The sequence below is a fragment of the Annamia dubia NIES-4383 genome (genome assembly GCF_055394725.1).
On the sequence record NZ_AP025630.1, the window covers coordinates 3,107,638 to 3,131,745 of the forward strand.

18 protein-coding genes and 1 other RNA gene are annotated in these 24,108 nt (G+C 32.0%); 11 read left to right on the forward strand and 8 right to left on the reverse strand.

The window, feature by feature from the left end:
- Window positions 1-263: 263 nt before the first annotated feature.
- The 4 genes from ppc to miaB form a co-directional block, all read right to left on the reverse strand.
- The gene (ppc, locus tag Anndu_RS13985; protein ID WP_464101793.1) at window positions 264-3,299 is read right to left on the reverse strand and encodes a phosphoenolpyruvate carboxylase; all 3,036 of its coding nucleotides are present in this window, start codon (window positions 3,297-3,299) and stop codon (window positions 264-266) included.
- 243 nt (window positions 3,300-3,542) lie between these two features.
- Window positions 3,543-3,938: a transfer-messenger RNA gene (gene ssrA / locus Anndu_RS13990) on the reverse strand.
- A gap of 13 nt (window positions 3,939-3,951) precedes the next feature.
- Window positions 3,952-4,104, reverse strand: a complete 153-nt coding sequence (locus Anndu_RS13995) for a hypothetical protein (RefSeq protein ID WP_464101794.1) — start codon at window positions 4,102-4,104, stop codon at window positions 3,952-3,954.
- Window positions 4,105-4,124: 20 nt separating this feature from the next.
- Complete coding sequence (gene miaB, locus Anndu_RS14000; RefSeq protein WP_464104103.1) at window positions 4,125-5,474, reverse strand: tRNA (N6-isopentenyl adenosine(37)-C2)-methylthiotransferase MiaB; 1,350 nt, start codon at window positions 5,472-5,474, stop codon at window positions 4,125-4,127.
- A gap of 166 nt (window positions 5,475-5,640) precedes the next feature.
- Between miaB and Anndu_RS14005 the strand changes: the two genes are divergently transcribed.
- From Anndu_RS14005 to Anndu_RS14015, 3 genes are all read left to right on the forward strand, one after another.
- Complete coding sequence (locus Anndu_RS14005; RefSeq protein ID WP_464101795.1) at window positions 5,641-6,306, forward strand: hypothetical protein; 666 nt, start codon at window positions 5,641-5,643, stop codon at window positions 6,304-6,306.
- Between the two features lie 148 nt (window positions 6,307-6,454).
- The gene (locus Anndu_RS14010) at window positions 6,455-8,656 is read left to right on the forward strand and encodes a CHASE2 domain-containing protein (protein ID WP_464101796.1); all 2,202 of its coding nucleotides are present in this window, start codon (window positions 6,455-6,457) and stop codon (window positions 8,654-8,656) included.
- A 73-nt stretch (window positions 8,657-8,729) separates the two neighbouring features.
- Window positions 8,730-11,894, forward strand: coding sequence for an FHA domain-containing protein (locus Anndu_RS14015; protein WP_464101797.1), 3,165 nt, complete (start codon window positions 8,730-8,732; stop codon window positions 11,892-11,894).
- 49 nt (window positions 11,895-11,943) lie between these two features.
- Here Anndu_RS14015 and Anndu_RS14020 read toward each other — a convergent pair whose 3' ends face one another.
- Both Anndu_RS14020 and Anndu_RS14025 read right to left on the reverse strand, forming a co-directional pair.
- The gene (locus Anndu_RS14020; protein ID WP_464101798.1) at window positions 11,944-12,603 is read right to left on the reverse strand and encodes an HAD-IA family hydrolase; all 660 of its coding nucleotides are present in this window, start codon (window positions 12,601-12,603) and stop codon (window positions 11,944-11,946) included.
- Between the two features lie 74 nt (window positions 12,604-12,677).
- Entirely contained in the window at window positions 12,678-13,871 is a 1,194-nt protein-coding gene (locus tag Anndu_RS14025) for an NAD(P)/FAD-dependent oxidoreductase (protein ID WP_464101799.1), read from the reverse strand.
- Between the two features lie 169 nt (window positions 13,872-14,040).
- Between Anndu_RS14025 and Anndu_RS14030 the strand changes: the two genes are divergently transcribed.
- On the forward strand, window positions 14,041-15,948 hold the full coding sequence (locus tag Anndu_RS14030) for a GTPase family protein (RefSeq protein ID WP_464101800.1): 1,908 nt from the start codon (window positions 14,041-14,043) through the stop codon (window positions 15,946-15,948).
- 28 nt (window positions 15,949-15,976) lie between these two features.
- Here Anndu_RS14030 and Anndu_RS14035 read toward each other — a convergent pair whose 3' ends face one another.
- A complete protein-coding gene (locus tag Anndu_RS14035; protein WP_464101801.1) occupies window positions 15,977-16,315 on the reverse strand; it encodes a hypothetical protein in 339 nt (112 codons plus the stop codon).
- A 71-nt stretch (window positions 16,316-16,386) separates the two neighbouring features.
- Here Anndu_RS14035 and Anndu_RS14040 point away from each other — a divergent pair, with 71 nt between their 5' ends.
- From Anndu_RS14040 to Anndu_RS14070, 7 genes are all read left to right on the forward strand, one after another.
- Window positions 16,387-18,198 carry a serine/threonine-protein kinase gene (locus Anndu_RS14040; RefSeq protein ID WP_464101802.1) on the forward strand — a complete coding sequence of 604 codons (1,812 nt, stop codon included), beginning with the start codon at window positions 16,387-16,389 and terminating at the stop codon, window positions 18,196-18,198.
- Between the two features lie 44 nt (window positions 18,199-18,242).
- A complete protein-coding gene (locus tag Anndu_RS14045; RefSeq protein ID WP_464101803.1) occupies window positions 18,243-18,878 on the forward strand; it encodes a hypothetical protein in 636 nt (211 codons plus the stop codon).
- Window positions 18,879-19,060: 182 nt separating this feature from the next.
- Entirely contained in the window at window positions 19,061-20,371 is a 1,311-nt protein-coding gene (locus Anndu_RS14050; RefSeq protein WP_464101804.1) for a Pvc16 family protein, read from the forward strand.
- Window positions 20,372-20,391: 20 nt separating this feature from the next.
- Window positions 20,392-20,970, forward strand: coding sequence for an AEC family transporter (locus tag Anndu_RS14055; RefSeq protein ID WP_464101805.1), 579 nt, complete (start codon window positions 20,392-20,394; stop codon window positions 20,968-20,970).
- Between the two features lie 56 nt (window positions 20,971-21,026).
- On the forward strand, window positions 21,027-21,347 hold the full coding sequence (locus Anndu_RS14060; protein WP_464100878.1) for a helix-turn-helix domain-containing protein: 321 nt from the start codon (window positions 21,027-21,029) through the stop codon (window positions 21,345-21,347).
- On the forward strand, window positions 21,344-22,015 hold the full coding sequence (locus Anndu_RS14065; protein ID WP_464101806.1) for an HARBI1 family protein: 672 nt from the start codon (window positions 21,344-21,346) through the stop codon (window positions 22,013-22,015). Before Anndu_RS14060 ends, Anndu_RS14065 begins: the two co-directional genes overlap by 4 nt.
- A gap of 129 nt (window positions 22,016-22,144) precedes the next feature.
- Window positions 22,145-22,441: an AEC family transporter gene (locus Anndu_RS14070; RefSeq protein WP_464104104.1), complete on the forward strand. Its 297-nt coding sequence runs from the start codon at window positions 22,145-22,147 to the stop codon at window positions 22,439-22,441.
- Between the two features lie 98 nt (window positions 22,442-22,539).
- Here Anndu_RS14070 and Anndu_RS14075 read toward each other — a convergent pair whose 3' ends face one another.
- Window positions 22,540-24,042, reverse strand: a complete 1,503-nt coding sequence (locus tag Anndu_RS14075; protein WP_464101807.1) for a site-2 protease family protein — start codon at window positions 24,040-24,042, stop codon at window positions 22,540-22,542.
- Window positions 24,043-24,108: the final 66 nt, after the last annotated feature.

The window sequence follows — 24,108 nt, forward strand, 5'->3', positions numbered from 1 at the left end:
TTTATTTAATAAAATCTAAATCAAATTATATAAATTAAGTTAAAAAAAAATAATTTTTTTACAAAATTTTAGTTCAATTTATTGAACGATTTATATTAGCCTCGTCAATTTATTGCGAAGTGGTGTAATGCTTCAAGGGATAACTTTTTGTAATTAACCCGCTTTGAAATTAATTTCAAAGCCAACAAATATCGTTCAATAAATTAAACTTAATTTATATTACTAATTACTATTAACTATTAACTGGTCACTCTTAACCATTATTAGCCCGTATTTCTCATACCGGCCGCAATACCATTAATAGTTAATAAAGCGCCGCGCAATAATTCCTCTTTTGAATAACGAAAATGAATCATTCCGGCCGCTGACTGTTGACTATATTGACGTAATCTTTTTAATAAAGAAACCTGTAAAAATCCTAAAGGAACAATAGTTTTATTTCTTAATTGAATAGACTTTTGTAACTCAAGATCATTATCTAAAAGTTTGGGCTGACCGTTAATTTCTAAGACTAATTTTCGGGTTAAATAATATTCTTTAGAAATTTGATCGAATAACTTTTGAAAACGCTCTCGATCTTCAGGTTGAGATAATTGACTCATATAATGATAAGCCATTTGTAAATCAACTTTAGAAAGGGTCATTTCTACTTTTGAAATAACCATTTTAAAGAATGGCCATTTCACATAAAAATAACGCAATAATTTTAAATTTTCCTGCGGTTCTAAAGCTAAAAATTCACTTAAAGCCGTCCCCACTCCATACCATGCGGGTAATAAAAATCTCGTTTGAGTCCAACTGAATACCCAAGGAATAGCCCGTAAACCACTTAAGTCTTTAGTTCCCCCTTTACGCCGAGCAGGACGGGAACTAATTTGCAATTGACTAATTTCTTGAATGGGCGTAATAGAGAGGAAAAAGTCTAAAAAGTCCTCCTGTTCATAAATTAACTCCCGATAGGCACGGCGCGATCGCACCGATAACTCCTCCATAATTTCATTCCACGCTTCAATATCATCAAAACCACAACCGAGTAAACTCGTTTGAATGACCGCAGTTGTAATGGTTTCAAGGTGATACAAGGCTAACTCAGGTAAGGAATATTTAGAAGCTAACACCTCGCCCTGTTCGGTAATTTTAATGCGTCCGTTCACCGTTGAAGTGGGTTGGGCAAGGATCGCCGCATAAGCAGGGCCTCCCCCCCTTCCCACCGAGCCACCACGGCCGTGAAAAATGCGTAAATCTATGTTAAATTGTGAGGCTACTTTTTGCAGGGCTTTTTGAGCTTTATGAATTTCCCAATTACTACTTAAAAACCCAGAATCTTTATTACTATCAGAATAACCTAACATCACTTCCTGTAAATTTAGAGGAAATAGATTATGATAATTATGAGAGTTTATTTCTGTTTCTTCAAATTCTTTACCCCCTGCCAAAGCACTACGATAAAGAGGAATTGAGAATAAATAACGCATTATATCAGGAGCTTTGCGTAAATCATCCACCGTTTCAAATAAGGGTACAATGCGCACCGTGCTAATGCCACTGGCCGGATCATAAAGTCCCGCCTCTTTAGCTAATAACAAAACTTCTAACACATCACTCACATCATTACTCATACTAATAATATAAGTATGACACATTTGTAAGCCGAATTCCTGCTGTAATTTACGCAAAACTTTGAGAGTATTAATACTTTCACAAGTTCTTTCCCCAAAGGGCATTTCAGGCGGAATCAGGGGACGACGGGTTTTTAATTCCGATACTAACCAATCAATTTTTTTTTGCTCAGAAAGCTCAGTATATTTTTTCGGTAAAACTTGTAAATATTGTGCAATTTCCTCGATCGCCTCAGAATGACGGGAAGACTCTTGACGAAAATCCAATTGAGCCAGATAAAAACCGTAAATTTCCACCTGAGCAATTAAATTATCTAATTCCTGACAATTTAAGCCAGTTTGAGCCAAATTACTTTGAATTAAACTTAAATCAGCCAAAAAGTCCTGTGCCGATTGATAAATTTGACCTTTAGGCGGCTCAGTGATTGGTTTTTCCAATTGAAAAGCAATTTGTTCATTGCGTTGTTGAGTATTTTTCAATCTTTGCTCAATATAGGATAATTTGAGACGATAAGGCTCTTGACGGTAACGAATGGCCAATTTTTCGTAAATTTCAGGCATTACCGTGCGATCCCTTTCCAAAGAATCAAGTAAAGTAGGCGAAATATCGCTCCAGTGCAGAGACAAACTCAACAGATTTCTTAATTCACGGATTGACTCTATATATTTTTCCAACACCACACCCCTTTGATAACAAGCCGTTTCCCATGTAACTTTAGGTGTTACAGATGGATTGCCGTCTCGATCGCTACCTACCCATGAGCCAAAATAACAAAAATTATTACGAGGTGGAATTAAAGAAGGAAAAGCACTCTTTAAACTCTGTTTTAAACGCAAAGATAACTGAGGAATAACATCAAATAATACATTTTCAAAATAATGAAGGGTATAATCAACCTCATCTAAAACAGTGGGCTTAAACTGGTGTAACTCATCCGTACGCCACCAAAGACGAATTTCCTCCGTTAACTGTTGATTAGCTTCGTGAGTATCCCAAAAAGGATTTAAACCAATACCTTGAGAGCTTTCCTGCACCTGATCTAACTTTTGTAAAATTTGAGCAATGCGTCTTTGTTTTTTGCGAATAGTATGACGGACGATCTCCGTGGGATGAGCCGTAAAAACTAGACGCACATCCAACTGCTCCAATAACTTTTGAATTTTAGCAGGAGGCATATTGATCTGGCGTAAATAGGGGAAAAGCCAATGAAAAAGACCAGTTTTCTTGGCTTCCTCCGCCGAAGGCACGGTTTTTTCCAACAGATCAAGGCCTAAATTACTTTGGGTCCAAAGATTTTGAGAGCCAGAATGCCAAGCAGGAGTTTGAGAAGTAGCACGGCGGGATAATTCTTGATTGCGTTGCTCGTAATGTTGTTCAACAATATTAATTAACTGAAAATATAAAGCAAAAGCCCGAGAAGCTCGGATCGCCGCATTCAGATCCAATTGTTCAATTAAAGTGGGTGCTGAAGATTGAGGAATTTCGGCCGTTTGTCCTTCCTCCGAACACATATCACGCAAATTTTTCAGCAGATCTACCAATTCTTGACCACATTCCTCTTTTAAAACCAATTCCCACAATTCCTCAACTAATTTAATCCGTTGACGTAAAAACAGGTCAGAAGGGGGAGCAAGATTCGATTCTGATTGAGAGAAAGACGATTGAAGAAGGGAACTCATAGTGGGGTGTTTTTACTTTTGTAATCAATATAAATTAAGTTATTGTACTTTAATTTTGCCAATTTTACCTTGTTTTTTGTCATCAAAGAATAAGCCCGACAAATTAAGGTATTTAGCCTAAACCTTAAGATTATAAATCTTTTTTGAAAGATAACTGTTATTGATGAACATTTATTTTTGAGATCAAAAAAGGCTGATGAAATCTTAAAGAAATCAAAAGCCTTTTTCAATGATTTATCTTCTCAGTGGAGCCGAGCAGAGTCGAACTGCTGTCCAAACTGGGTATTAACTATCCATTCATTCACAGGTTTAGTTTTTCTGACCCTCAAACTGGGATCATCAATTATTCCAGATGACATGGATTCTCTAATCAAATCTTAGCTTTTTAACTGACTAGAGCAAGTTAAAAAGAGCATCCGTTGGGGTTAGCACTATCATCCTTAACGGAGTCAAATGATAGAGGCTCGAAACCTAAGTTAAGGTTGTGTTTAAGCAGCTACAGGAGCGGCTTTACGAGCGAAAGGAACGATGTTGTTCGCAGTTACTATTTTTTTGAGCCTTTGATTTATAAGAGGAGACTCACTCTTAACCTGCATCACAGAGAAGCTTTCGCCAACCTGTCGAAACCGTTGCGGCCCCTTTTATGTTTCAATTATAATACTTTTTTTGATCTTTGGCAAGGGCTAATCACTAGATTTGTGGCACAAGTGAGAAATTCGGGAATAGAATAGGAAATAGTAAAATTAATTGATGTAAAAAATTCTTTGATAGTAAAATTATTCATTAAAGGCTCAATATTAATCATATATTTGCCCTACCGACTTTTTAATTAATCATTTCTCCTGTTAAACTAAAGGCGCGAACTTGCGTAATTTTAACATTAACAATTTGCCCTTTCAACTGACTAATATTACCCGTAAAAAAGGTTAAACGATTACCCCTTGTTCTTCCCATAACTTGACTTTGATCTTTGGGATTTTGTGCCTCTACTAATACTTCTTCAATTCTGTTTAAATAACGCTGGGATCTATCTGCGGCCTTGATTGCCACAAGATGATTTAATCTTTGTAAGCGATCGCTTTTAACTTCTTCACTTAACTGATTTTCCCATAAAGCGGCCGGTGTATTTGGGCGGGGAGAATAGGCGGCCGTATTGAGTTGATCAAAGGCAATATCATCTACTAATTTTAAAGTATTTTCAAATTGTTCCTCCGTTTCCCTCGGAAATCCTACGATTACATCCGCACTAATAGAGGCATCGGGCATATATTCCCGAATTTTATTAATAATACTACGGTATTTTTCCTGAGTATAACCCCTTGACATCGCTTTTAAAATTTGATTATCCCCTGATTGAAAAGGTATATGGAAATGCTCACACACCTTCGGTAACTCATAACAAGCTTTGATTAACCGCTCAGTAAAATAACGAGGATGGCTCGTTGCAAAACGAATCCGCTCGATCCCTTCAATATCATGAATATAATATAATAAATCGGTTAAAGTGTGTTTATGTCGTCCTGTTTCCGTTACTCCGGGCAAATCCCTCCCATAAGCATCAATATTTTGACCTAATAAAGTCACTTCTTTATAGCCTTGACGCGCAATATCCTCAATTTCTTTATAGATTGCTTCAGGAGTGCGCGACTGTTCAACGCCCCTCACACTAGGCACAACGCAATAGGTACATCTTTCATTACAACCGTAAATGATATTTACCCATGCCGTAATATTACTATCCCTACGGGGCTTAGTAATATCCTCTAAAATATCAATTTCTTCCGTGGCCACCACTTGATTACCGTTGAAAACCTGTTCTAATAAGTCTTCTAGGCGGTTGGCGTGTTGCGGCCCCATAATTAAATCTAATTCGGGAATACGTCTTAAAAGTTGCTCTCCCTCTTGCTGTGCCACGCATCCAGCCACCACTAAAGTTAATTCAGGATTTTGTTTTTTACGTTTGGCTTGTTTGCCCAAATAGGAATAAACTTTTTGTTGCGCATTATCTCGAATCGTACAGGTATTATATAACACTAAATCCGCTTTTAGAGGGTCTTCTGACCACTCAAAGCCCATATTTTCTAAAATACCCGCCATGCGCTCTGAGTCGGCTTTATTCATTTGACAGCCAAAGGTAGTAATATTATATTTTTTAGGAGTTTGAGTAGTCATAATAGGTAATATTTCCAGATAAAAATTAATTTATTTATATTTAAAAAATGTCCAGCTTTCAATTATAACAAATTTTGTAAGTTTTCAAAAGTTAGAAATTTGGGAAATCCCAGACTTTTTATTTTATAATAGAAATAAATAGCCAATAATTAATAACAAATAACTAATAATGAATTATATTTTTGCTCAGATCAATCATGGTTTTATCATTGCGATATTAATGGGATTTTTAATCTTATTAATAGCAGTAATTAGTATGGCCGCACCTGATCTATTAGGGGAACAATTAGGCAAAAAAATGACCATTCTTCAACTACCTTTAATCGGTTTTATTTTATCTTTAATGGGGGTGGGGGATGTGCCAATTTTATTTTTATTAGGGATTTATCCTTTAATAATTGGCATTATAGGATTAACGGGAAATTTAATTTATTTATTATTATTTAATGGACAATCTTTAACCCCTATTTGGTGGTGGTCTATTCGTTTAATTGGTTTAATTTTTACCATCATTTTTGTTAAAATCACGGGAAAATTAAGAAAATTACTGTTAAAAACTCACACAGTTCAATTATTACCAGAAAGATTAATTGGTACATCAGGAGAAATTTTATCTATCTTAACAAATGGTTTGATCGAAATATCTATTTATGATGAAGTGGGACGCTTTTCTATTCATGTTTTAGGGAGTCCTTGGGAACGGGCAACTGACCTTAATTTTGAGGTAGGAAATAAGGTTTATTTAGTTGATTTAATTTCCCCACGTCATTATTCAATTGTTAAATTTGATAGTGAAGATCAATTAAAAGTTTTATCTTTAAAAAAACCTTTTTAACAAAATTTAATGTATGTAATTGATCATATTTTACAGTTATACTGAACTTAATCTGTAAAAGTATTAGAAATTTAGACCAAAGCCTATTATTATTATAATTACCCGCTATCAATTAAGATCAAGTGAAAAGAGTTAATTTTGTTGGATTATGAATTTTAAATTATTCTCTTGGGTTAAATCTGTTTTCGCCATTAGTTTATTTGTGAGTCTTACCCTGATTGGAATTCGTCAGTTAGGATGGTTGGAATCCTCTGAATTGGCCATTTTTGATCAAATGCTCCGCTTACAGGTTAATCCTTTTTTTGATCGCAAAATTACCACGGATCAGCCCATTGTGGTTGTGGAAGTTACGGAAAAAGATATTAAACTTCAAAAAAAATGGCCTCTTTTAGATCGAGTTATTGCTCAAACTTTAAAAATTTTAAATCAACATCAACCAGTGGCGATCGGCTTAGATATATTTCGAGATATTGAGAATGAGCCGGGTTATGAAGAATTACAGCGAGAATTAAAAAAAAATAATGTAATTTCCATCTGTAAAGTAAGTGGCACTGTTACGGCCGGAATTGCTCCACCGAGTCAAATACCCAGTCAACAACTGGGTTTTGCCGATGTGACAGTTGATCAAGGGGGGATCGTGCGCAGAGGTTTAATTTTTACTGAGCCTAGCCAAAATTCTCCTTGTCAAACTAAATTATCTCTGGCTTTTCAATTGGCACAAAAATATTTAGCTTTGAAAAACTTAAACCCAGAATTAACTAAAAATAATCAATTAAAATGGAATCAAACTATTTTTAAAAAGTTAACTTTTAATAGTGGTAGTTATCAGAAAATAGATGATCGTGGTTATCAAATTTTACTCAACTATCAATTATTACAAAATCCCCCTCGAATGTTAACTTTAGATCAGATTTTAAAGCACAATTTTCAAAGTGATTGGATTAAAAATAAAATTGTTTTAATCGGTGTCAATGCCCCTAGTATTGATGATGCTTTTTACACTCCCTATAGCGCATCCGATCGTTTTAATCAAAAAATGGCCGGAGTTATGATTCATGCCCAATTAACCAGTCAAATTATTAATGCTACTTTAGGGCAAAATAAATTATTTTGGTATTGGCCAGAATGGTTAGAAATGATCTGGATTTTAGCTTGGGGATTAACCGGAGGCATTATTATTTATTTTATTCATGATTATATTTTTCTAATACCTTTATCGGTGGGATCAATCATTATTTTAAATGGTAGTTGTTTTTTCTTATTTTTACAGGGTGCTTGGTTGCCCCTTATTCCGGCCAATCTTAGTTTAGGTGGTAGTTTAATATTTGGTTTAATTAGTAATAACATTCAAGCCCAAAAAGAAAAAGAAAAAATTGCCCTCCAATTAAAACAACAAGAACAAGATTTAATATTACTTAAAAGCCTCTTAAAAAATAATCATCCTGTTAGCAAAAGTACCCATCCAATTACAGTTCAAATTAAACCAGAAAGTGAAATTAAAACAACTTTAATTACACAAGCACAAAACTTAAATTTAAGTATTAATAAATTATTAGTAGGGCGTTATAATCTTCTTAAAATATTAGGATCTGGAGGTTTTGGTTATGCCTATTTAGCAGAAGATATTCAACGTCCGGGAAAACCGAAATGTCTAGTTAAACAACTTCAACCCGCTTCGGGCGATGAAGAATTTTTACAAGTGGCTAGACGTTTATTTCAAACCGAGGCCTCTATTTTAGAAAAAATCGGCCATCATCCCCAAATCCCCCAATTATTAGCTCATTTTGAGGAAGATCAGCAATTTTATCTAGTAGAAGAATTTATCCCCGGCACAATTTTAAGTAAAGAAATTCAGGATAATATTCCTTTTTCTGAAAAATCAATAATTAAACTTTTAAAAGAAATCCTCTTTATTTTATCTTTTATTCATAGTCAAGGGGTAATTCATCGAGATTTAAAACCTGCTAATATGATCCGCCGTCAAAAAGATCAACGTCTTGTTTTAATTGATTTTGGAGCGGTGAAAGAAATGCAACCCCACCATCAATATTTGGTGAATGAAAATACCATTGCCATCGGCACTAGGGGCTATACTCCCGCCGAACAACTAGCGGGAAAACCTTATTTTAACAGCGATCTTTATGCCTTGGGAATGATTGCCATTCAAGCCTTAACGGGCATAACTCCCGAAAAGTTACCCAGAGATGAACATAACGGCGAAATCGAATGGCATCATTTAGTTAATCTCAGCCCCGCTTTAACTAATATTATTGATCAAATGATTTGTTATCATTTTAAAGAGCGTTATCAATCGGCTGATTTAATTATTAAAGACTTAAATAAACTTTAATTAGTTATTAGTTCTTTGTTATTATTTATTATTTATTATTTATTGTTTATTAATTAGTTATTACTTAAAAAACATGACTCAATCTTCTTCAGCTTCATTAATTTTATATACTGCTCAAGGGGAGCAGGAATTTTTGTTAGAAGGTTATCATGATTTTACGATTGGACGTAGCAATGATAATGATATAATCATTTTAGATCAATGGGTTTCCCGTCACCATGCTATTATAAAAAGAATCAATCACAAAACCTATTCTTTAATTGATTTAGGCACTCGAAACGGAACATTAATCAATAATAAAATTGTCAATTTACCAACTATTTTATATCATGGAGATGTGATTGTTTTTGGTCAAAGTAGATTAAAATTTAATGCCCCAATTACTACGGTGAGCGAACCCATTAATTCCGGTATTGAAACACATCTTGAAGATGAGCAGGTTTTTAGTGGAGCTTACGTTGAAATAGAAGCAGATTTTGAACCAGAAATAGTAGAAAAAGCCCCTCTTTCTTTGAGTAGTGTAGTTGTTATTTATCTGGAAAATTTAAGTGAATTAGAAGAAATTTTGCCCCCTCAAATTACTAGACAAATTTTAGAAGATTTTTATTACAAACTTCAAGATATTCTGCAAAAGATGGGCGGTAATTTATATGCTTATCATCAAGAATATTTTATTGGTTTATGGTTACATAATACCCTAAATAATCAAGGTTTTGATGGCATTAAAATGGTTTATATTTTAAGTAAATTACAAGAACTAATTTATGAGCTAGAACAGAATTATTCTTTATCTTTTTCTTTCATGATTAAATGTTTAGTTCATACGGATATTTATTCAATCAAAACCGATCATAATTTACCGAAAATCATCACAGAAGTATTACAAGAAAAAGTAATTTCAACAGCCTTAAAACTAATGGAAGAAGCTAAAAATTTAAGTGTTGAATTAATGTGGAGTCAAAATGCTTATGAACATTTAGATTATTTTTTAACTCTTAAACATAAGTTACATTGTTATTTAGTCAATGATAATTATCACGAATATATCCAAAAAATTTATGGGATTAAATTAAATATTTTTGAACAAATGAGTTTAATTGATCCAGTATTAACTTTTCTTAATGGGATTATTTCTGAAATATTTGCTACTATTTTAAATACTCAAATTGGCTCTTTTATTGATTATGAAAGTTTCAATTTACAAATTAATTCCGAACGCTATCAAAAATTGAAAATTGCCACCCAAAAAATTGAGATTTTTCAGATTAAACTTGATCGAGAAATTGAGGGAAGTTTAAAATTTATTTTAGGAATTATGGAAGGAGGAAATGAAAAAACTTTACAACATTTTGAAGAAAGTTTAAATCTGTTACAATATAGTGATAATTTAATTCGTAAAGCCTGTATTAATTACGCTTTAGGATGTTATTGGTATCAAATAGCATGGTTTAATTTATTAACAGAAAAAATTTATTTAAAAAAAGCTCAATTATATTTTGAACAATGTCTTAATTATTTTACTGAATTAGAAAGAAGTGATCGCATGGCCAAAATGATTCATTTTTTGGCAGAAATTCTCACAGCATTAGAGGAATGGGAACAATTACAACTAATTATTGATCGGGCTATTCCCTTACATCGAGCTTATAGTTCAATTATCATCAATGCAAAAAATTTAGCTTATTTAGCTCAAATTAATTTAGCTAAAAATCAATCGAAAAAAGCAGAAACATTCATGAAAAAAGCTTTTATGATTTTGATAGAACAACAAAATTTAACTGAACAAGAATTTCCAGAAGAACAGAGTTTATTTTTATTTTTAATTGGCAAAATTCAAGATCAATTAGGACAAAAAGAAGAAGCTTTAAAAAACTTCAATAGAGCTAAATTTTTCGTAGAATTTACTGAGAATATTCCCTTCAAAATTTATTTATTTAATTTTTTATTTGGCTATTATTTCGCTCAAAAAGATTTTTTAAAAGCTTTTAAAATTCAACAAGAAAAACAATCAATTATTCAGCAATATCAACAGTGTTTTTTTGTTGAATTTGGCTATTTGAAAACTAGAAAAGTTTTAAATTTAAGTCAAAATTTTTCCAAATATTATTATCAATTAACTTTGAATCAAATTAATCAAATAAATATTGGTTTATCTGGTAGAAATAATGATTTGAATAAGATGATTAATCAACTTAATTTTCCCCGTCAAAAAGTTTTAGTTTTACATGGTAATTATGGGATAGGAAAAACTACCTTTTTAGAGTTGGGAATTGTGCCATTTTTACAATGTTATGATCAAGATTGTCAATGGTATCCTTCGATCATTAATAATTATAATAATAATAAATGGATGGAACAACTTGGTAATTTTTTCGATGAGTTATTGTTAAAAATTAATCCCCAATATCAAGAAAAAACAAATTTAATTCATGACATTAATCAGTTAACTAATTTAGCTGAAATGATTAATAATCAATTGGAAGGTAAAACTAATAATAATATTTTACTTATTTTTGATCAATTAGAACGCTTATTTTGTTCTTCTTTTACCCAACAAAAAGAGCAAAATGATTGGTTAGTTTTGATTAATTCTTTACAAGAATTAAATCATTTTAAAGTTATTTTCGTGATGGAAACATCTAGTTTATTTAACTTATTAGAATTAGCTCAAATCCTCAATTTACAAAACTTTTATAAAATTAATGATCTTAATTCTCAAGAAATTAAAAAAGAATGGACTATTTTGCATGACAGATTTAATTTTCCTTTTACTCCAGAATTAATTGAATTGATCTGTGATCAATTAAATCAAAAAAATCAAGAAATTAAAGCGATTGAATTAAATATTGTGATGTCACAATTGGAAAAAAGAAAAATTTTTACTGTGGATGAATATAGGGAAAATTATCACAATGATCAGGGGGAGAGTTTAACCAAAATTTGGCAAGATTTTTTAGATTATATTTTTGAATTGTGCGGAGAAAATAACCGTGAATTGGCTAAAACAATTTTATATTTATTAACAGAAAAAAATGGAGGATTATCTATTCCTAAAACAACGAGGGAATTAATGAAGGATTTAAAATTAATTAATTATTCTTTTCGGATTAAACAAAAAATTAATTTGATTTTAGAAATTTTAGCAGAATCTCATTTAATCATCAAAGTTTTTGATACTTTAGAGATTAAATATCAATTTATTCATCCTATTTTAATTCCCTATATTCGCTGTTTATAATTATGTTTTAATTTTGCTGATCAGGGGATTTTTTTTACTTTTTAATTGATTAAAATAAAATTTTATCACGTTTAATTAAAATTGGTTTAATTCCTACTGCTTTCGCCCCTTCATAGTCATCTTTAAAACTATCGCCAATATGCCAAGCATGGGAGGGAGGGCAATTATGTTTTTCTAAAGCCGCTAAAAAAATGCGCGGATCTGGTTTGGCAGACCCCGTATAGGATGAAATAGTTACACTTTGAAAATATTGACTTAATCCTAATAATTCTAACAGGGCATATAGGCGGGTATCAAAATTAGAAATAACCCCCATTTCTAGCCCATTTTGATGTAAATTTTTAAGAGATTTAATCGTATCGGGATAAACTTCCCAAGGATCGGCCGTGGCAAAATGGGCATAAATTTTAGTAAATAAAGCCTTAAAATCGGGGATTTTTTCAAATGCTCCTACTTCTTGAAATGTTCTTTCCACAATCTCTTTCCACCACTTATATTCTGCTTCGGGAATTTGTTGGGAATCAACCCCTGAAAATACCGGACTAGAAGCATTTTGCCAACTTTTTTTAAAGGCTTGATTTAACTGATCTGTTGATAGTTCTAAGCCTATTTCTTTGGCAAAATTTCGATAAATTTCCCCTACTGTAGTTTTGATACCAAATAATGTGCCAACCGCATCAAAAAAAATTACTTTTGGTGTTTGTATCATATTATTTATTATTTATTAGTTATTTTTTGTTATTTATCAAAAATAAATATTAACTATCAATTATCAATTAATAATTAATAATTATTAATTGGCATAAATGGTTTAAATAACCAATTGATCCCAACATTTAATTGATGTTGCCAAGTGGGAAAACGATATAAATAAATTAAACGTCTAGTTAAATGTGCTAATAAACCATCTAATTGTATTCCTAAACCGCTTAAAGTTGCATTATTTAAACCTAAAGTCATCATTTCACCTAAATTTTGATAACTAAAAGGTAACAATGGTTTATGATGAATTTGCGCCCAAATATTCCATGCACAAAAATCAGCTTGTTGTAAGGCTACTTGTGCAGTCGAAGGTAAATTTTGATCATTAATTTCTGTTAAATAAGCTAAATCTCCTAAGGCAAAAAGATCGGGATTTTCTAATATTTGTAAATATTGATTTATTAATAGTTTCCCCGATTTATGAGAGGGTAAATCTAAATTTTTAATTAAAGGATTGACTTCACTACCCACTGTCCATAGGACTAAATCAACGGGAATATTATCAATTTTATCCTTATAAGATAAGTTAATTTGATTTGCTTCTATACTTTCTATTTCTGTTTCTAAATCTAGCCAAACACCTCTATCTTTTAAGGCTTGTTCGGCTAATTTTTTATTAAAACTATCTGCATTTTTTAAAATTTGTTCACCTTTTTCGACTATCCTAATTCGGGCTTTTCTCCCTAAATTATCAGCTAAATTACAAGCTAATTCTACTCCTGTATAACCACCGCCAATAATGACAATTCTAATTTTTTCTGGGTTAGTTTTAGTTAATAAACGTAAACGATTTTTTAAAGTTTCAGCATCTTTTAAATTGCGAAAAGATAAAGCATTTTCTTTAAGTCCTTTAATGTTAAAATCTTGAGCAACACCCCCTAAACCTATTACTAATTTAGTATAATTTAAAGTTTGATTTTCTGTTAATTTAATTGCTTGATTATTGAGATCAATTTCTGTAATTTGATCTTGATAAAATTTAACAGAAGTACCCTGTAATAATTGGGAAAAACTAGGTGCAATTTCCCAATTTTCCATTTCCCCTGTTACTATTTCATAAAGTAAAGGAGTAAAGAGAAAACGATCATTTTTATCTATTAAAATAACTTCCGGTTTATATTCCATTTCCCAAGGAAGTTGACTCAATCGCAAAGCGGTATATAAGCCCCCAAAACCGCCTCCTAAAATACAAATTTTTTCTTGTTTATTGTTCATAAATAATTCCTTTAATTGATATTTGAATTTAATAATAATTGTATGACAATTTTCAATAATTTGTGGCAAATCAATTATAATTTTAGCATCTGTGACCCACAGATCTTGTCTGTGACGGGCTAAAAGCCCATCCCACAAATAACTCACAACAAAAACCAATCACAAAATTATGATGAAATTACAGCGATCGCAATGGTTAATTTTAGCATTTCCCCTGATCCTCGTGGCCAGTTTTCTATTATTTGCGGCCGCAGTGCAAATACATTATTGGGGAATTAATTGGATTTGGGCTATTTTTATCTTAATTTTTTCAGCTTGGCGGTGGTTATTAGTCAAATGGACAAAACCCATTACTCAACAATTAGAGGGAATAATTACTGAAATAAATCAGGATTTAAACTTAAATAATATTCACCTTCAACAATCTATTAAACCAGAACTTTTAGCAAAAATCCAAATTGTTTTGGAAAAACAAATTAAAGCATCAGAGGCCGATCCCCCTATCTGGCAAGATCTACAAGCTTTTTGGCAAAGATGTCAAAATTTGGTGACAGATCTGGCACATCTTTATTACCCTGAAGTTAAATATCCTTTACTGAATATCTATATACCCCAAGCGTATAAGCTCATTCGTGGCACTGTTGATGAGATGGATCAGGTGATGGAAAAATTAGCCCCAGTTTTGAATCAAGTTAGCATTGCACAGGCTTATCAGGGTTATGAGGTATATAAAAAAATTGAGCCTTCGGCTCGTAAATTATTGCAAATTTGGAATTTGAGTCAATGGGTATTTAATCCCACGGCCGCCGCCGCTAAACAGGCCGCTCAAACTTCTTTAAATAAGGCTAATCAAGAATTATTAGGTAATCTTAATCAAATCTTAAAAGCCTCTGCTTTAAAAAATCTCTGTCGTCAAGCGATAGCTTTATATGGTCAAACGGTGATCCCAGAATTAGAATTATTAGAGAATAAATCGAGTTTACCCCCTAAAGAAACTAAAACATTACAATTAATTTTAGAAGAAGCAGAGCCAATTGAGAAAATAAGAGAAAAACCTTTAAATTTATTATTAGTAGGGCGTACAGGTGCGGGGAAAAGTAGTTTAATTAACACTCTGTTTCAATCAGATCAAGCCGAAGTTAATTTATTACCCAATACAGAGGATGTTAAGAGTTATCAATGGTTCGCTAATACAGGGGAAAAACTCACAATTTATGATAGTCCGGGTTATGAACAAATCAAAGGTGAAAATTTACGGCAAAAAGTCTTAGATTATTTACCTAAAATTGATTTAATTTTATTAGTTACTCCGGCTTTAGATCCTACTTTACAAATAGATTTAGATTTTATTAAATTAATTAAAGCAGAAATTGAAGATATTAAAATTATAACAATTATTTCCCAAATCGATCGCCTACGGCCGATCAAAGAATGGAAACCGCCCTATAACTGGCAAACAGGCACAGCAAAAAAAGAAATTGCCATCAGAGAAACGGTTAAATATCGTCAAGAAAATTTGAATAAATATTGTGATTATTTTATCCCGATTGTAAATTATGAGCAAAAAATAAATCGAGCTTCCTACGGTGATGAGCTTCTGGCAACTACCTTAATTCAAAACTTAGAACCCTCAAAACAAAACCGTTTAGCCCGTTTTTTCCGTAATCAAGAAGCAAAAATCTTAGCGGCCGCTAGTATTATCGAACAATATAGCAATCAAATGTCAACCACATCAGGACTCACAACCCTCTTAAAAAGTCCGATTTTAAAATTTATTTCCACTTTAACAACGGGATCGCCTACTCTGGCCTATCTTTTAGCCGAACAAATTCCCATCGAAAAATTACCCATTGCCATCGGCAAGTTACAAATGGCTTATGAATTATCATTATTATTAAATCCTGATCAATTTGATCTGTTATCTTTATGGTCTATTGTATTAGAAAATAATGAATTTTCAAAACAAAATGCGTGGGCTTTTGGCCATGGTTTAGTGGAATATTTTACTAAAAATTTAACAGTGACTCAATTAGAAGAAAGAATTAATTTTTATCTTAAAAATTCTTCTAACCCTTAGCTCCAGAGGCACAAAGAGCAAATTAAAATTATTTAAAACTAGGATTTTTGCCCCGCCAAACTTGAATCATAAAAATAAAACAAGCTAAAAAATAACCAGAAGTTAATAATCCATTTAAGAATAATAAACGAAAATTTAAAACTTCAGCACCCGAAAATGAACCTAACCATAATAAACTATAAATAATTAACCAACTTAAACCTAAATTGACGGATAAACGACTAACTGCCCTTTCCTTAATTGATGTTTGAGGGCGAGATAAAGCCCATAAAGCGGGGAAAATGCCCACAAAGGGCAATAAATAAAACCACAGTTGTAACTGTTTAAGTTTTTTTTCTCCAAAGGGGTCTAATGAATTATTATTCATAAGTAATATAATAATTTAATTAATTGTTGTATGATATTTTAAAATATTAACCTATTTTTCTTAATCAATATATGTTCACAAAATCTGTTTTCTTTCAAAAACAATTCCCCCGATCTAATTATCGTCAATTAGGACTAATTGGACAAGGACAGTTTGGACAGGTTTTTTGTGGTATTCATCGTCAAACTGGTCAATTAGTTGCCCTCAAAGACTTACATCCTCAGCGTTTTCCTACCCATAAATTTTTAAGAGAACTGCGCATTTTAATGACTTTACATCATCCTAATATCGTATCATGCCAAGGAATCGAACACCATCAAAAAGGACGATATTTAATAATGGATTATTGTGAAGGGGGGACTTTACGGGATTTAATAGATAGTCAAGGTCAATTAAATATCATTTTAAGTTTAAAATTAATTAAAAATATTTTAGAAGGATTGGCGCACGCCCATCAAAAAGAGATTATTCATTGTGATTTAAAACCGGAAAATATTTTATTGAGTTTAACCCAAGATGCTTGGTGTGCAAAGATTACGGATTTTGGAGTTGCTCGTTTATTGCACGAAGATGGAGGTTCTTCTAGCGGTTTAGGTGATACGGGATCACCGGCCTATATGGCACCAGAGCGATATTATGGGGAATATTCCGCCGCTTCCGATCTTTATGGCGTAGGGGTGATTTTATATGAATTAATCGTGGGAGAACGTCCATTTGTAGGGCTTCCGGGGGAATTAATGTCTTCCCATATTAGTCGGCCGGTGGTGATCCCTTCCTCCGTGCCGGAGGTGATACGTCCCATTATAAAAGAGGGGATGGAAAAATTAATTTCCCGCCGTTATCAATCAGCGATCGCCATGTTAAAAGATATTGACAAAGCGATGGAAATTTTAGAAAATAAAATTAATTTAAGCCCTCGATTTTTACCGCCAAAACTAGAAGAAAATAACGATTTTTTAACTATTCTGAAAAAAGAAAAAATAGAAGAATCAATTAGGGATTTTATCGCCATTGAAAACTGTTTATATTTAGGCTTAAAACAAGAAATTCGTTGTTTAGTTTATGAAAAAGAAATTTTAACCAGCAATTTAAAACAAGAATTAAAAATTAATTTACCAACGGAATTTTTACAATTTAAACCTTCCAAATCCCACTGTTTTGCCATCATAAAAACGAAAAAAGAAGGAAGTTATAGTTTATTAGCCATTAAGAATAAACCCCCCAATCAAGCCAAACAAATTTTATCAGGACAGGGAGATTTTACCTTAAATACCATTGAAAATCAAGGAAAATGGGCAGGTTTAATTGAAATTGATCAACAGAAATTAGCCTATTTACGCATAATTAACACCTATCAAAAACAACCTTTAAAAATTAAATTAAAATCCCCTTTTCCTAATGATTTAGTTTCCCTAGATCAAAATTACGGAATCATTTTTTGTCCAGAAAAAAATCAACAAACTAAAGTAAAAATATTTACCCGTAAAGGTAAATTTATCTATAGTTTAACTATTCCCATCCATTTTAATCAATTAATACCCCATCTTGATCAACCCTATCGTTATTTTGCCCTAGACAAAAACGAGGTAAATTTAGGATTTTTAATTGATTTTAAACCCTATCGTTTATTACCCATTAGTTTAGTAATTAAACCTGATTTTATGATCAGCATTCCCCAAGGTTTTTTATTATTTAATAATCAAGGGCAAGGTATTATTATAGATGAAGATGGACAACAAACAAATGTATTTAAGATTGAAGGAAAACCCTTAATAATCAGGCCAGTTGGTGAACATTATTTATTAATAATTACTCAACACAAAGAGCAAGTAAAATTATTATTAACTGATTATCAAAATATTTTAATTAAGATGAATAATTAATCAATTTTAATTATAATCAAATATGATCGTTCTCAATTTCAATTATGATGACAAAGATTGAACATGAATTAACGGTGACACAAGCCGTAACATTACTAACACATTACGGATTTGACATAGCAGACTATACAATTGAAGAATTAATTGAAAAATGGGTGATTAATTATCAAGGTATTTGGATTCGTTTAGCTGTGATTGAAGCCTTATATCAAGGGCGTTATAAAGCTTTTTCGGTGGAGCAAATTTTAAATTGTTGGAAAAAAAAAGGCTCTCCTTGTTATCATTTTACTAAAGAATTTGAAAGATTAATTTGTAAAAATATTATTCAATCATTTAATTATTTAACTCCGGTATCTGATAGTAATAATAATCTTGATTTACCTCAAAAAAATCAAGTCAAAGATCAAGAAGAAAAACTGATTGATCAAGATGTAATTAATGAATCAATTAATCAAAAACAAGATCGGGAAATAAAGCCAATTGATCAAACAAAAGTAGAAGAAAATTCTTTAAATTCTGTTAAGATAGTAAATGATCATTGTGCTTCTGATGATTTAATTTATTATCATTTTGCAACTCAACCTATTCATAAATTTGTCCCTCCCTTAGATTCTTCTGGATTTTTCTTAAGATTAAAAGAATTAGTTGAACAAGATCAACCTAAATCAAGTAATAATTAATAAGTGGAATAATTGATTAGTAAAAAAAGTGATCAAGCCTTGTTATAAATAACCAATAATAAAATCAATGACTAATTTATAATTTTTGTTACAAAATTAAGATAAAGCCTTAAAATTAAAGTTAAATAAAAATATTGTTTTGTCAAAATGGCTCTTGATCATTGAGTCTTAACCTTTCAAATATGAGTAATCATCTAGCGATCGCAACTGTTACAGCCACATTACAAAGAACATTACAAGAAAGAATCCAGTCTGATTTATATGGGGCGAGAGTTACCACTTTACGCCCGATTAACTTGGGTAGTGGGCCATCGGAATCTGGAGTTAATATATTTCTTTATCAAGTAAATACTAATCCAGCCCTTCATAATATGGATGCCACCCCCTTCCGAGTGAAGGGCAATCCCTCTTTTCGCACGGCCGCTTTAGATTTATATTATCTCTTTAGTTTTTATGGTAATGATACGGATTTAGAACCTCAAAGGCTCTTAGGAAGCACCATCCGCACCTTAAATGATAAAAAAATTGTCTCGGTAGACATGGTTAAAGAAACCTTAGCCGATTCTACCTTTAGTTTTTTACAAGATTCTAATTTAGCCGAACAAATCCAACAAATTAATATTTTACCCTTGGATATGAGTTTGGATGATCTATCCAAAACATGGTCAGCTTTCTTCCAAACGCCCTATATTTTATCGGTTGTGTATAAAGTGATGGTAGTCTTGATCGAAGGGGAAGAACCTTGGAAACGGGCTTTACCAGTGCGTGGCCGCAATCTTGGTGGTGTAACTCCTTTCCCCGATCGCCCCGTCTTAGAACAAATTATCAATCAAACGGGTAGATTTAATCCCATTTTCTGCGATAGTAAATTAATTATTCGTGGCCGTAACTTAGAACATGAGAGAACTAAAGTTAAAATAGGCGATTACATTTACGTTGAAGCTCAACAAGTTACCCCTAATGAAATTATCCTCGATTTAGGGGCGATCTCCTTAGAATCATTAAGAGCGGGAGTACAAAGCTTACAAATCATTCATCAAATTAGTACAGGCGTTCCCCGTACCCCTAAAGCGAAAGCCAATCTAGGCAATGCCCCCGAATATCGTGATGTGGAATCAAATGTATTGCCCTTTGTGCTTTGTCCAACCATTGTTAATATTAATGTTGATTCAATCAATCGAAATCGAGATGAAACAAGAACAGCCGAAATTACCTTAACCCTTAATTTTACCATTGGCAAAAAACAGGCGGTAGTTTTAGCCATGAATGAATGGACAATGGAGGATATTCCTACCCCCGTTTCCTATTTATTTGATGCAAAAGCACGTCATCAAGACAGTAATTCTATTACTATTCGCATTGAAAAGGTAAAAGCGGCTGATTATTTATTACGTTTAACCATTGATGGAGCGGAAAGTCAATTAGATTTTGATATAAATGAAGATAGTCCTACTTTTGGTTGGTATATTTCACCTAAGATTACTATAGATTAAGATTAAATTATCAGTTGACAATGACTATTTTAATTTCCGCTCTTGCTCCTGTAATTCTAATCATAATTATTGGTTATATTGCAGGAACAAAATTTGATCTTGATGGAAAAACCCTTTCAATTTTAAATATTTCCGTACTTTCTCCCGCTTTAATTTTTGATAGTTTATCCCATTCTTCTCTATCTTTAAATAGTGCCACTGACTTAATTATTGGCTTTTTAATTACATCTTTATTTTTATATGCTTTAATCATCATAATTAAGCAAATTTTTCTCTTTTCACCTAATTTTAATAAAAGTTTAATTGCTACTACTTTATTCGCTAATACTGGTAATTTAGGATTACCTTTTATTTCTTTTTCTTTAGGGGATGATGGTTTAGCTAGGGCTTTAATTTATATGATTTCAGGCTCAGTTTTAATGGCAATTTTTGCCCCTGCTTTATTAACAGGAGCAGGTTTAAATTATGGTCTTAAATTAACTTTCAAAATGCCTTTATTCTGGGCTACTTTAGGTGGAATTTATTTTAATATAGCCTCGATTAAACTACCTTTTAATTTAGAATTAGGGATTAAATTATTAGACATCTCTATAATATAATAGAAATAAAAAAATTAAGCTATCATCAACAAAAATTTTAAGGAGAAATAGCCAAAATGAGTAATTATACTTGGCAATATATTCAAGATCACAAACAAGCAACTAAAAGATTATTAGGAATTAATTATGAACAATTAGAACTGCTAATCGCACATCTTTTAATCTTGGAGAAACAAGCAAAAGAAGAATCTGAAAAACAAAAAACTAGAATTATCAATTCCGGTGGTGGTAGAGAGAGTAAACTTTCAAAAGAAAACCAGATTATTTTGACTTTAATTTATTTAAGACATCATCTGAGTTTTCAACTATTAGGTATCGTCTTTCAAGTAAGTGAATCAACTGCGAATAATTTGTTTGATTATTGGCAAAAATTATGAGAGAAGCTTTGCCATGCTCTTTACTAGAAACAAGTAAAAAGTCCCCAGAAAAAATAGAAGAAATGTTGGAAAAATTGAAGGAAAATGAATTATTAGTAGATAGTGAAGAACAGCCAAGAGAAAGACCTTTAGACTATGAAGAACAGAAAAAATATTATAGTGGAAAAAAATGTGAACATACTTTTAAAAATCAATTAATTAGTCTTCCAAAAGGCCGAGATATTGTGGATGTAGTGGCGGGAAAACCAGGTCCTTCAAGTGATATTAACATTTGTCGTCAAAATCTCAAGAAGTTTGGGATGAATCAAATGTTTAAAGGGGATAAAGCTTATGTGGGAGAGCCACAAATTATTACCCCAAAGAAAAAACCGAAAAAAGGAGTATTAACTCAGGAAGAAAAAGAAGAAAATAAAAAGATTTCATCGGTCAGAATATTTATAGAACATTTAATTAGAATCATAAAAATATGGCGAGTAGCAAGAGAAAGATTTAGATTAAGAAAAGATAAATATCAGTCAGTATTTTTAACAGTTTGTGGGTTAGTGAGATTAAGAATTGAGAGTTTAGTTTTAGAAATAGTAAAATCATCGTCATCAAGTGAAGTAATTGATGTTTTAATCAGTCATACTTTTGGGAGGAAATTAGATTTAGAGGAAATTTTGACGTGAAATTAACTTTACGGCGATTGATTGCTGAGTGCTGATTAAAGATGAAACTGTTACCATATAAGCTTTATCAGTTATTGGAGATGTCTATTAGGTCAAACAGCCATTCCTTTAGCCTTATTATTATTAGGTATTCAATTAAGTCAAGGTGATTATGGTTGGGGAAAAAAAGAATTTTTAGCATCAGGATTAAGATTAATTATTGCTCCGATCGTGTCTATTGTGGTAGCCTCCTTGTTAAATTTAGAAAGATTAGATTTTCAAGTATTAGTATTACAAGGGGCGATGCCAAGTGCGGTTAGTTCTTATATTTTTGTTAATGAATTTGGAGGAGATGCACCTTTAACTGCTAGAATTATCCTAATTTCGACTATTTTAAGTTTATTAACTTTACCAATTTTTTTATTAATTTTAAAAGTTAATCATTAGACTTATATTCCACTTTTAAATAGGATCTAATAGCTCAATTATTTGTCAAAAGAAATGCAGAATTTTGTCACCAATAACCAATAACAAATAACAAAAAATTAAAGATTTAACCACTCAACTAAAAGATGAGGTACGGGAATTATAATTAATACTAACAATGTTAAAGTTGCTAATCCTAAAAAATCACGAAAATCATTTAATTCTGTTACATCATCTAAGGCCGGTTGATCAACTATTGGCATAAAAAATAATAAAATTGCCCACAATAAAAAGGCGCTATGTATTAACCCTAAAATTAAAATTAACCAACGACTGATCCAACTCACTGCGATCGCTGTGCGTTGTCCGAACATTCCATGAATAATATGACCCCCATCTAACTGCCCCACAGGCATTAAATTTAAGGCCGTCACAATTAAACCAATATATCCGGCCACGGCTAAAGGATGCAAATTAATGGCCATTCCTGAAGTTAATTCATTTCCTAGTATACATTTACTAATTACAGCCAATAATAAAGAAAAACGGGGATCCAAAGACTGAAAATTTAATAAATGGGAGTCTTTGCCAATGGCCACCACATCGGACAATGAAAGCCCCCAACATAACAGGGGTACGGTGATCAACAAGCCGCCTAAAGGCCCGGCGATCGCTATGTCAAATAAAGCTTTGCGGTGGGGAACAGGCGATCGCATGGAAATAAAAGCCCCAAAAGTTCCTAAAAAGAAAGGAACAGGGATAAAATAAGGTAAAGTAGTGCGAATTTTATAATAAATTGCTGTTAGATAATGACTCAATTCATGAAGTCCTAAAATAGCAATTAAACCTAAACTATAGGGTAAACCAGTTAATAATAAAGAAAAATTATTTTGTATTTGTTGCGTTGGAACTCCTGCAATTTCTGTCCCCATCCATGTGGTAGTTAAAAGAGTTATTAATAATAAACTAAAAGCTAATTTAGGTTGATAAATATTTTTTGGTAATAAAAAAGAGGGAATTTCTCGATTAGACTTAGCCCAAGGGTTAGGCACTAAAGCAAAAAAAGGTTGTCCTTGTAAACTTTCTTGAAATAAGACTAAAAAGCGATCGCCAAATAATTTTTCAATATTATGTTTAATTTTTTGATAGGCTTCGGTGGGAATTGATCTTAATTTACCCGTACAAAGAATAGCTTGAGGGCGATAATCAATTTTTTGTAAATAAAAAACATCCCAAGGGAAACAACTTTTTAAAGCAATTTCTTCATCATTAGTAATAGGCCGAACTTTCTGCTCATTTTCTTTTTCCATTAATACACTAAAAATTGGTTCATCTTTACCTTTAACCTCTGATTTGTCAGGAATTTCCGGTTTAATTCTTCCTAGATTAACTAAGAACCAATATAAAAAAGGACAACCAATAAAAGGAATAATAATTAATCCAAGGGGGGGACTTTGTTGAGGATAAATTAAACTCCAAACCGTCCACAACCAAGCCGGAGTCATGATCACTAACCATAATAACCAGATGGGAGTAGTGGTAAATTTTTGTACAGAACGTTTAATGGAAGAATAGGTCATTAAACTAAGTAAAATTATAATTAAAATTAACCAAAATTGCATATTAAAAATTCAAAATTGAAAGAAAAAAACTTAACAAATAAAAATTAAAAATAATTGACAAATGCT